Below are 10,445 nucleotides of genomic sequence, written 5' to 3' on the forward strand. Positions count from 1 at the left end.
CACAACAAAAAATCATTATTGAACCGGTCTACTGTTTAGCTGATATTGATTCATTAGAGCTTTTATCAGTATTTTTTAAGTATTGGAAACCCTGGAAAGTATTAAATAAATAGTTTTATGGAAAATGAGTTAGTTCGTATTCAAAAATATTTCTCCAATCAGAAAATTTTATCCAGAAGAAAGACCGAAGAATACATTCAAAAAGGATGGATATTGCTTAATGGAAAGACTGTTACAGATTTAGGGACGAAAATTAATCCACTGTTAGACAAAGTTGAAATATCTCCCTTAGCTGATAAAGTTGAATATACCTATTTATTATTTAATAAACCATGGGGTGTCTTTACTAATTGCCCGGAAGACGGTTGTGAGCAGATAACAGATTTATTACCTAAAAAATATAGTCATTTGAGCAGTGTTGGTCGTTTGGATAAAGATTCTGAGGGATTGATCCTAATGACAGATGATGGGACAGTTGCTAACCATTTTTTGAACTCTGGAATAGAACATGAACGTGAATATGAAGTAACTATTGATACAATTCTGACTCAAGGCATGATTGATAAACTAGAGTCAGGAATTAGAATGATGGATATTGTCACTAAACCAGCCAAGGTTAACGTTTATTCTAAACAAAGATTTACTATAACTTTATCTGAAGGGAAGAATCGACAAATCAGGAGAATGCTTAGAAAAGTAGGGGCTAATGTTATTAAGCTTACCAGAATAAGCTTTGCAGGCTTAAAGTTAGGCGACCTTCGTTCTGGTGATTATCGACTTTTAAACAAGTCCGATTTAATGTGATTTTTTGATTTTGCGTTACTTTTGATTAAGTAAAAACAACATAGCTCTTCGCTAAGAACAAAAAACATAGTAATATATAGGCATGCAAATGGAAAAAAAACCTTTTGGGGTAGTCCGTTTATTCTCTTATAGTATAAATGCGTTAATTGTATTAATGCTTTCTGTTTATTTCTTTGATTTTGTTATTAAATATTTTTATTTATTGAGATATTTTTCACCAATTTTAATTAATTACTATTTAGCTATGTTACCAATAGATATCTTCGCTTTTTGTTTTGATGTGCTGATTATTTATTTTTTATTTTCTGCAAAAAAAGTTATTTCAGCTAGGACATTAGGTGGTGCAGGTAAGCTTAGTGCCGCTGTTTTATCCGCTTTTTTCCTTTATTTATTAAAATTTATTTTCTTAAATGTTTTTGTTTATATAAAGTTTATTCCAATGGCTACTCAAGGTTATTTTCCTCTTTTATATAAAGCGTTTGTCTTGCGTTTAATGATATTTTTTGTTTTTTATTTAATTTTTTCAATGTCCTTAGAATATTCTAAAAGTATAAAGTGGTATTTCGGTCATAATTACAAAGGATTTTATCAACTAAAAGATAGTTTTCACCTTGCTTTTGTTAATTATTTGACTATTGTTGGGAAGATATTTTTAGTAGTTCTTGCTGTTTTTCTGTTTTTGTTTTTACCTACACAATTTCTTTTAGTCAAACTAGTACTTAGCTTATTAATAGGAATAGGTTCTAGTTATTTGTTGTTTTTTAGAAGCAAAAAATAGTTTTATTTGTTCTGCATTTTTGCCCAAGTATCTTTGAGCGTAATTATTCTATTAAAAACAGGTTTGCTTGGAGTAGAGTTTTTGCTGTCCACACAGAAGTAAGCATTCCGTATAAATTGATATTGTACGCCAGGTTTGGCTTCTGTTAAGCCAGGTTCAATGTAAGCTGTTGTTTTTACAAGAGAGTTTGGGTTTACTGTTTCTATCCAGTCTTTACCCTCAGGAACGTCATAGGGATTTTCTTGTGTAAACAAATGCTCATAAAGTCTGACTTCAGCTTCTTTGGCATGCTTAACGGAAACCCAATGCAGAGTTCCTTTAACTTTTCTGCCATCATTGCTGTTGCCACTTTTGGTAAGTGGGTCATAAGTACAGTGTATTTCTGTGATATTACCATTTGCATCTTTATTAATATGCGTACATTTTACAAAGTAGGCATGTTTTAACCTAACTTCTTTATCAATAGATAGACGGAAAAAGTTTTTTGGAGCATCTTCCATGAAATCATTTCTTTCTATATAGATTTCTTTAGAAAAAGGTATTTGTCTGGTTCCTGAATTTTCATCCTCTGGGTTATTGTCAGCGTCCATCATCTCTTCAGCATTATTAGGATAGTTATCAATGATTAGTTTCACTGGGTCTAGTACAGCCATGACTCTTAATGCGCGTTTATTTAAGTCATCACGTAGAAAATGTTCAAGTAAGGCAAAATCAATAGTGCTGAACATTCTGTTAACACCAATTCTTTCAGCTAATGCTTTAATGGCTTCAGCCGTGTATCCTCTGCGCCTCATGCCGGCGATGGTAGGCATTCGTGGGTCATCCCAACCATCCACAACCTTTTCTTGTACAAGTCTAAGCAACATTCTTTTACTCATAACTGTGTAGCTTAGATTAAGCCTAGCAAACTCTATTTGTCTCGGTTTTGATGCTACAGGAAGATTATTTAGAAACCATTCATAAAGTGGTCTGTGGTCTTCAAATTCTAGCGTACAAATGGAATGAGTAATGTGTTCTATTGCATCTGATTGTCCATGGGTAAAGTCATACATGGGATAAATGCACCACTTGTTAGCAGTTCTTGGATGATGGGCATGTTTGATCCTATAAAGTACAGGGTCTCGAAGATTTAGGTTAGGAGCGGACATATCAATTTTAGCTCTAAGTACTTTGGCTCCGTCTTTAAACTCACCGTTTTTCATTTTAGTAAAAAGTTCTAGATTTTCTTCAATGCTTCTTGTTCTGAAGGGACTTTCTTTCCCTGGTGCAGTTAATGTTCCACGATATTCACGGATTTGTTCAGCAGTTAAATCTTCAACATATGCTTTGCCTTCTTTAATAAGAAGAATTGCCCATTCATATAGTTGGTCAAAATAATCTGAAGCATAATAAATTTTCTTTCCCCAGTCAAAACCAAGCCACTTAATGTCTTCTTGGATTGAGTTTATGTATTCCATTTCTTCTTTTTCTGGGTTTGTATCATCAAAGCGTAGATTGCATCTTCCCCCAAATCTTTGTGGCAGACCAAAGTTAAGACAAATTGATTTTGCATGACCAATATGTAAATATCCGTTTGGTTCAGGAGGGAAACGACTAATTACTTCCTTATGTTTTCCAGAAGCTAAGTCTTCAGCAATAATTTGTTCTATAAAGTTAAGGCTTTTTTCTTGTGTTTCCATGGTTTTATATTCTATCACGAAACTTTTATTTGTAGATTTGAAATTTATATAAGTTTTAGCAAATAATTATTACTGAATGAAGTTTATAATTTTTACAGAACTCTAAATATACGGTTTATTTTTAATCTAAAATCAAACTGTAAACTATGAGCAGGTTTTGTGTTATTATTTAGAGGTTCTGTTGAGCAAAAAAGAAAGTTAGAGAAAATGGTGGGTATTAGGTAGTGCAAAATTGCTGGGATAAAGAGAATGAATTTATTTTAGAAAAAGATCTAAGAATTAAGCAGCTTGATTTACTTAATAATGCGTTGCAAAGAGCCAAAAAGTCTGAATATTATCAGAAGAAATTCAATAAACTTAAGCCCTTTAAGTCACTCAAAGAAATTGAGGATCTTGCCTTTATTACAAAAGATGATTTACGAGAAAATTTTCCCTACGGTTTGGTTGCAGTAGATAATTCTGAGATAGTCAGGCTTCATTCTTCTTCTGGTACCACCGGAACACCCACAGTTGTTTTTTATACCAAGAAAGATTTAGATGACTGGACAAATTTAGTTGCTAGATGCATGACCATGACAGGTGCGAGCAATAAAGATATTTTTCAAAATACTATGGGACATGGCTTGTTTACAGGCGGACTAGGTTTCCATTATGGAGCTGAAAAAGTGGGCATGTTGACCATTCCTTTTGGTCCAGGGAATACCACAAGACAAATATGGTTTATGAAGGAATTTGGTGTGACTATCATGCATATTTTGCCAAGTTACGCGATGCACTTATTTTCGGGATTTGCTGAAGTAGGTATTAACCCAAAGGAATTGAAGTTGAAAATAGCCTATATTGGAGCTGAGCCACATTCAGAGGAAATGAGAAAACAAATAGAGCAATTATATGGAATTAAAGCTTACAATTCTTATGGTTTATCAGAAATGTGTGGTCCAGGTCTAGCTTTTGAATGTAAACATCAAAATGGTTTACATATTTGGGAAGATTACGTTTATCCTGAAATTATCGATCCAGTTACTTGCAAAGTTCTACCAGATGGAGAAGAAGGAGAATTAGTTTTATCTACCTTACAAAAGGAAGCAATGCCACTGTTTCGTTACAGAACAAAGGATTTAACTAGAATTATTCCAGAGCCATGCAAATGTGGCAGAGTGCATCGAAGAATCGAACGCATCAAAGGTCGTTCCGATGATATGTTAATTTTAAATGGTGTTAATACTTTTCCTATCCAAATAGAAAAAGCTTTAATGAAAGTTGTTGGTATCGGTAGAAACTATAGAATAGAGATACATAAAAGAGGTTATATGGATAAGTTAGTAGTATATGCTGAGCTTACAGAAGATTCGTTTACTGATAATTTTAAGGATTTAGAATGTCTTAAAGTAAAGGTGAGGGAGTCTCTGAAAAGTGAGCTTTTGTTAACTCCAGAGGTTCATTTGGTAAGACCTGACTCCATTGAGGTTTTACCCGGTAAAGCTAAACGTGTTTTTGACATGAGGTAAGCTAAAAAGTATTATATAAGGTGTCATTCTCACATAGGTGGGAATCTAAAAGCATTTGAAAACACTGGATTCCCAACTAAATTGGGAATAATTAAACTAGAAACAAAAGATAAGAAAAGAAAGGTAACAAACAATAGAATGACAAACAAGAATTTATTATCAGGAAATGAAGCAATAGCTCGAGGTGCTTATGAAGCAGGAGTGAAGGTTGGGGTGGGTTATCCCGGAACACCATCTACAGAGATTTTAGAAAACTTTACTAAGTATGAAGATGTTGTAACTGAATGGTCAGTTAATGAAAAAGTTGCCATGGAAGTGGGTTTAGGTTCTGCTTTAGCTGGCAAAAGAACTTTAGTTACAATGAAACATGTTGGATTAAATGTTGCAGCCGACCCACTGTTTACTGCTTCCTATATTGGGGCAAATGCTGGGATGGTTGTGGTGGTTGCGGATGATCCTGATTTACATTCCTCACAAAACGAACAAGATAGTCGTCATTATGCACGTGCGGCAAAAGTTCCTATGCTTGAACCTTCTGACTCGCAGGAAGCAAAAGAATTTGTTAGATATGCTTGTGAATTGAGTGAAGGCTTTGATACTCCTATATTTTTAAGAAGTGTAACGAGAATATCTCATTCCAAAACTGTTGTTGCTTTTGAACCCAAATTAAACTATGAACACGATAAAGGATTTGAAAAAGAAAACATCAAGAAACATGTTATGATTCCCGCCTTTGCTAGACAAAGACATTTTGTTGTTGAAGATAGGATGAAAGCACTTGAGGAATTCTCCAATAGAATAGAGATTAATAGAATTGAAAAAGGAAAAGGTGAAATAGCTTTTGTAACTGCAGGACTTTGCTATAACTATGTGAAAGAAGTATTTCCTGAGGCAGATATTTTTAAAATAGGGATGGTTTATCCTTTGCCAATGAGAAATTTATTAGAATTTTGCAAAGGTTACGAAAAGGTTTATGTTGTCGAGGAATTAGATCCTTTTATTGAAGATCAACTGAAAGCAAGAGGAGCCAACAATATTGTTGGTAAGGAGATATTGCCCGTTACTGGTGAATATAGTCCAGAATTAATTTATACAGCTATTACAGGTAATAAATTCAAAGGGATGGAAGTTGGGATTAAACCATTTGCGAGACCTCCCATGTTGTGTCCTGGTTGTCCTCACGCTCAAACCTTTAATGCAATGAATAAACTAGGTCTGACAGTTAGTGGCGACATAGGATGTTACACTTTAGGCACGCTTCCTCCATATTCTGCGATGCATGCCTGTGTGGATATGGGCGCAAGCATTCCTTTTGCCCAGGGTATTGAGCTTGCCCAAGGTAGTGAGTTTAAACATGACGTTGTTGCAGTTATTGGAGATTCTACCTTTGCACATTCAGGTATCACTGGTCTTATCAATGCTGCCTATAATAAACGTCGGATTTTGGTGATTGTTCTGGATAATAGCACCACTGCTATGACCGGCATGCAACCAAACCCTTTTAATGGCTCAACAATTACAGGGGAAGAAACAGTTGTGATTGATTATCAAAAGCTTGCAGAGGCTATCGGGATTAAAAAAGATAATTTTAGAACAGTAACTGCCTATAAAGAAGAGATTATTTCTGAAACAATTCAGGAATTATTAGCGAAAAAAGAGCTTTGCTTGATGGTAGTAACTGGACCTTGTTTGATATATAAGAGAAAAAAGGAAAAGAATAATGGATAAAATAAAAAACATATTAATGGTTGGTGTTGGTGGACAAGGAATAATTACGGCAAGTGATATTTTGTCAGAAGCAGCGTTGTTAGATGGTCATGATGTGAAGAAATCAGAGATTCATGGGATGAGTCAGCGAGGTGGTTCGGTGTTTGCTCATATTAGATATGGCAAAAAAGTGTATTCTCCAACGATAAAAACTGGTGAAGCAGATGTCCTTTTATCCCTTGAACTGATTGAAACTGTTCGTTGGCTTTCTTATGCAAATGAGAAGACCAAAGTAATACTATCGGAGACAAAGATTCAGCCACAAACAGTTAAAGAATACCCAGAGAGCGTCATCGATAGTTTAAAGAAGAAGTTTAAGGATTTCTATTTGGTTAATCCTATAGAAATAAATAAACAAAACGGTAGCCATAAGGTGCTGAATACAACTTTGCTTGGAGTGCTTTCTAACCTTTTAGAGATAAGTGATAAGTCATGGGAAAAAGCTATGGAAAACTTGGTTCCAAAAGGTACATATGAGAGTAATTTGTCTGCTTTTAGTTTAGGTAAAAAACTATTTTCTTAAGAAAGGTTATTGCAATCAATGTGGAATGAAAAAATAGAAACAATGGATACTAAAAAATTGCGTTTGCAACAATCAAAATCACTGAAAAAACTTGTAGAGTTGGTTTACAAAGTTCCTTTTTATAAGCAGAAAATGGATGAATTAAACGTTAATCCAAATGATATCAAATCCATAGAAGATATTGTTAAGCTCCCCTTTACTACCAAGCATGATTTGCGAGAAGTTTACCCTCTGGGTTTGTGTGCTTGTGAGCAAGACGAGATAGTTGAGGTTCATATGTCCTCAGGCACAACAGGTACACCAGTTGTAGATGCTTATACTTTAAACGATATTGAGATTTGGTCAGAGACTATGGCTAGGACGCTTTCAATGGGTGGTGTTACCAAATCAGATATTGTTCAAAACGCTTATGGTTATGGTTTGTTCACTGGTGGGTTTGGAGTTCATTATGGTTCTAGGAAATTAGGTTGTTTAACGATTCCTATTTCTGGTGGTAACACACAAAGACAATTGCAGGTTATGAAAGATTTTGGTTCCACTGTCTTGACTTGTACTCCTTCTTATTCTCTTTATTTAGCAGAAGCTGGGAAGGAAATGGGTTTTGATTTTTCTAAGATGCCACTTAAGGCTGGGTTTTTTGGAGCTGAAGCTTGGAGTGAGAACATGAGAGTAGAGATAGAATCCAAACTCCATTTAAAAGCATATGATATTTATGGCCTGACGGAAATTATTGGTCCAGGCGTTGCTGCCGAATGTGAGCGTCAGAAAGGGTTACATTTCTTTGAAGACCATTTTTATCCTGAGATAATTAATCCGGAAACAGGTGAATCGTTACCTGATGGAGAGAAGGGAGAGTTGGTTATTACGACTCTTACTAAAACAGGAACTCCGGTTTTGCGTTACAGAACACGTGATATTACCTATATTTTTGAAGACAAATGTGAGTGCGGAAGAACTCACCGTAGGATTCATAGTTTACTTGGACGCACTGATGATATGCTTATTATTAGGGGAGTCAATATTTTCCCTTCACAGATAGAGAATGTCTTGCTGAAGCAGAAAGGCATAGAACCGCATTATGTGTTGATTATTGATAGGTTTAACAATCTCGACTCTTTAGAGGTTAATGTTGAAATGAGTGATGATTTATGTTTTGATGAAGTTAAGGTTGTGGAGAGTATTGAAAAAACAATAGAACATGCTCTGCATAACGAATTGCTTATTTATGCTAAAGTAAAGCTTGTTTCGCCAAAGAGTATCCAGCGCTCAGAAGGCAAAGCTAAGCGTGTTATAGATAATAGAAAGATTTAGGAGGCAAACAATGATTAAGCAAATTTCTGTCTTTATGGAAAACAAACCTGGTAGATTATTGGAAGTGACTAAGTTATTAGCTAGTAATAAAGTGAATATTAGGACGCTTTCACTTGCGGATACTGCTGAGTTTGGTATTGCTAGACTTATTGTAGACAATCCAGATGCAGTTGTGGAAATGTTGAAGAACAATAGATTTACCGCAAGGATTACGCCAGTGTTAGCAGTGGAAGTTCCAGACGAAGCAGGCGGGCTTGCTAAAGTGCTAGAGGTTTTTTCTGAAACGGGAGTCAATGTGGAATACATGTATGGCTTTGTGGAAAAGAAACATTCAGATAAAGCTTTACTTGTTTTTAAAGTAGAAGAACCCGCTAGAGCAAAAGAGCAGTTGATCGCGAAAGGATTAACAGTAGTTTCGGAAAAAGACATTACTTCTTAATGCAACATTTAGTAAAAATACTAACCAACAATAATCAGCTAGAGGAATTAGAAGAAATCCTAAACTCCGCTGGTTTTATTTTCTCAATAGAATTATTTCCTGGCAACAATGATGACACATTATTTAATGTCTATAGTGATGATTCTTTGACGCAGAACAGGGTGTTTGATGTAGTTAGTTCTTTTGTTGTAGAAAACGGCAAACAAGAGCTTGTGGCTATATCTAAAGATATTTTACAAGACAAAGATTGGCAAGAAGCCTGGAAAGAGCATTTTGTCCCAATTACTACCGAAAAGCTAGTTGTTGGTATTTCCAAAGAGGAAATTCAGGATATAGATAAAATAAAAATTGTTATAGACCCAGGGATGGCTTTTGGAAATGGTTCACATCCAACAACAAAGGGTTGTTTAATTTTAATAGATAAATATTTTAAAGCTGGCATGAAGGTTTTGGACTTTGGTACTGGTTCTGGTGTATTAGCTATTGCTTGTGATAAATTAGGTGCCGATTATCTTGATGCCATGGATAATGATCTTGTTGCAATAGAAGCATGTAAGCGAAATGTTAAAAGTAATAATTCCAAAGTTAATGTTTATGCATCAGAAGAGTTAGAGATAAGAAAAGATTATGAATTTATAATAGCGAATATTACTGTGGATGTGATTATTCAGTATTTTAAATATTTTACAGCAGGGCAGACATCGTTGAAGTATGTTTTACTCTCTGGCATAAGTGATTATAGGAAAACGCAAATGGATGTGTTTTTAAATACCGAGGGAATTGTCCCTGCAGATATTTATGAAGATGATGGTTGGTATACGTATTTGTTGGTTTTTAAGTAGGAGGTAGAAAATGAAAGTAGTAGGAATAAATGGTAGTGCAAGAAAAGATGGTAATACAGCAATATTAATTAATACTGTTTTTGAGGAACTTCAAAAAGAGGGGATTGAAACAAAATTAATTCAACTTGCCGGTACTGGTCTACATGGCTGTTTAGGCTGTCGTAAGTGTGCTGAGATGAAGAATAAAACTTGTATTATAAAAGATGAACTTAATGGTTATATTAAAGAATTAATAGATGCAGATGGTATTATCCTTGGTTCTCCTGTTTATTTTGCTGATATTACATCAGAAATGAAGGCTTTTATCGATAGAGTAGGTTATGTAGCGCGTGCAAATGATGAGTTTTTAAAAAGAAAAGTTGGTGCTGCACTTACAGCAGTTAGAAGAGGTGGAATGGTGCATGCGTTTGATTCCATGAATCATTTTTTTCAGATTAGCCAAATGTATATAGCTAGTGGTAACTATTGGAATTTTGGAATAGGTGGACCTGTTGGCGCGGTATTAGAAGATGCAGAAGGCATGACTAATATGAAGGTGCTTGGCCAAAATATGGCGCATCTTCTTAAAAAACTACAATAATTTTTTTGAATTAATTTGTCATTTTCAGATTTATTGAGTCATTCCCGCGAAGGCGGGAATCTAGTTTTTTAAGTGTTGCTAATGCAAATTAACTAAAAATAGAATTCTTAAACTTTCCTAAAATAAGGCCTTAATTGCCGGTCTTATTAATCCGCTATTCTTTTTTATTAATTGCTTTCAGAACTCGAAACTCTTGCCCTCTCCCAGCAGAAGA

General features: G+C 34.8%; 10 protein-coding genes. 9 read left to right on the forward strand and 1 reads right to left on the reverse strand.

Annotated elements, in window-relative coordinates; genetic code table 11:
* Positions 1–117: 117 nt before the first annotated feature.
* Together PHF25_07470 and PHF25_07475 are read left to right on the forward strand one after the other, a co-directional pair.
* A complete protein-coding gene (locus PHF25_07470) occupies positions 118–804 on the forward strand; it encodes a pseudouridine synthase (GenBank protein MDD4527854.1) in 687 nt (228 codons plus the stop codon).
* 82 nt (positions 805–886) lie between these two features.
* Complete coding sequence (locus tag PHF25_07475) at positions 887–1,582, forward strand: hypothetical protein (GenBank protein MDD4527855.1); 696 nt, start codon at positions 887–889, stop codon at positions 1,580–1,582.
* 2 nt (positions 1,583–1,584) lie between these two features.
* Here PHF25_07475 and PHF25_07480 read toward each other — a convergent pair whose 3' ends face one another.
* Positions 1,585–3,261, reverse strand: coding sequence for a glutamine--tRNA ligase/YqeY domain fusion protein (locus PHF25_07480; GenBank protein MDD4527856.1), 1,677 nt, complete (start codon positions 3,259–3,261; stop codon positions 1,585–1,587).
* A gap of 224 nt (positions 3,262–3,485) precedes the next feature.
* Between PHF25_07480 and PHF25_07485 the strand changes: the two genes are divergently transcribed.
* The 7 genes from PHF25_07485 to PHF25_07515 all read left to right on the forward strand — a co-directional run bounded on the left by PHF25_07485 (position 3,486) and on the right by PHF25_07515 (position 10,231).
* Entirely contained in the window at positions 3,486–4,769 is a 1,284-nt protein-coding gene (locus PHF25_07485) for a phenylacetate--CoA ligase (GenBank protein MDD4527857.1), read from the forward strand.
* Between the two features lie 81 nt (positions 4,770–4,850).
* Positions 4,851–6,497 (forward strand): thiamine pyrophosphate-dependent enzyme, encoded by a 1,647-nt coding sequence (locus PHF25_07490; GenBank protein ID MDD4527858.1) that lies wholly within the window; start codon positions 4,851–4,853, stop codon positions 6,495–6,497.
* Positions 6,490–7,059, forward strand: coding sequence for an indolepyruvate oxidoreductase subunit beta (locus PHF25_07495; protein MDD4527859.1), 570 nt, complete (start codon positions 6,490–6,492; stop codon positions 7,057–7,059). Before PHF25_07490 ends, PHF25_07495 begins: the two co-directional genes overlap by 8 nt.
* A gap of 42 nt (positions 7,060–7,101) precedes the next feature.
* Positions 7,102–8,370 (forward strand): phenylacetate--CoA ligase, encoded by a 1,269-nt coding sequence (locus PHF25_07500; GenBank protein ID MDD4527860.1) that lies wholly within the window; start codon positions 7,102–7,104, stop codon positions 8,368–8,370.
* 10 nt (positions 8,371–8,380) lie between these two features.
* Positions 8,381–8,809 carry an ACT domain-containing protein gene (locus PHF25_07505; GenBank protein ID MDD4527861.1) on the forward strand — a complete coding sequence of 143 codons (429 nt, stop codon included), beginning with the start codon at positions 8,381–8,383 and terminating at the stop codon, positions 8,807–8,809.
* Entirely contained in the window at positions 8,809–9,651 is an 843-nt protein-coding gene (locus PHF25_07510; protein ID MDD4527862.1) for a 50S ribosomal protein L11 methyltransferase, read from the forward strand. Before PHF25_07505 ends, PHF25_07510 begins: the two co-directional genes overlap by 1 nt.
* Positions 9,652–9,661: 10 nt before the next feature.
* Complete coding sequence (locus PHF25_07515; GenBank protein MDD4527863.1) at positions 9,662–10,231, forward strand: flavodoxin family protein; 570 nt, start codon at positions 9,662–9,664, stop codon at positions 10,229–10,231.
* The last annotated feature ends 214 nt before the right edge of the window (positions 10,232–10,445 follow it).

It is taken from the genome of Candidatus Margulisiibacteriota bacterium (genome assembly GCA_028706105.1).
In the GTDB taxonomy this organism is placed as follows: domain Bacteria; phylum Margulisbacteria; class Riflemargulisbacteria; order GWF2-35-9; family DYQY01; genus DYQY01.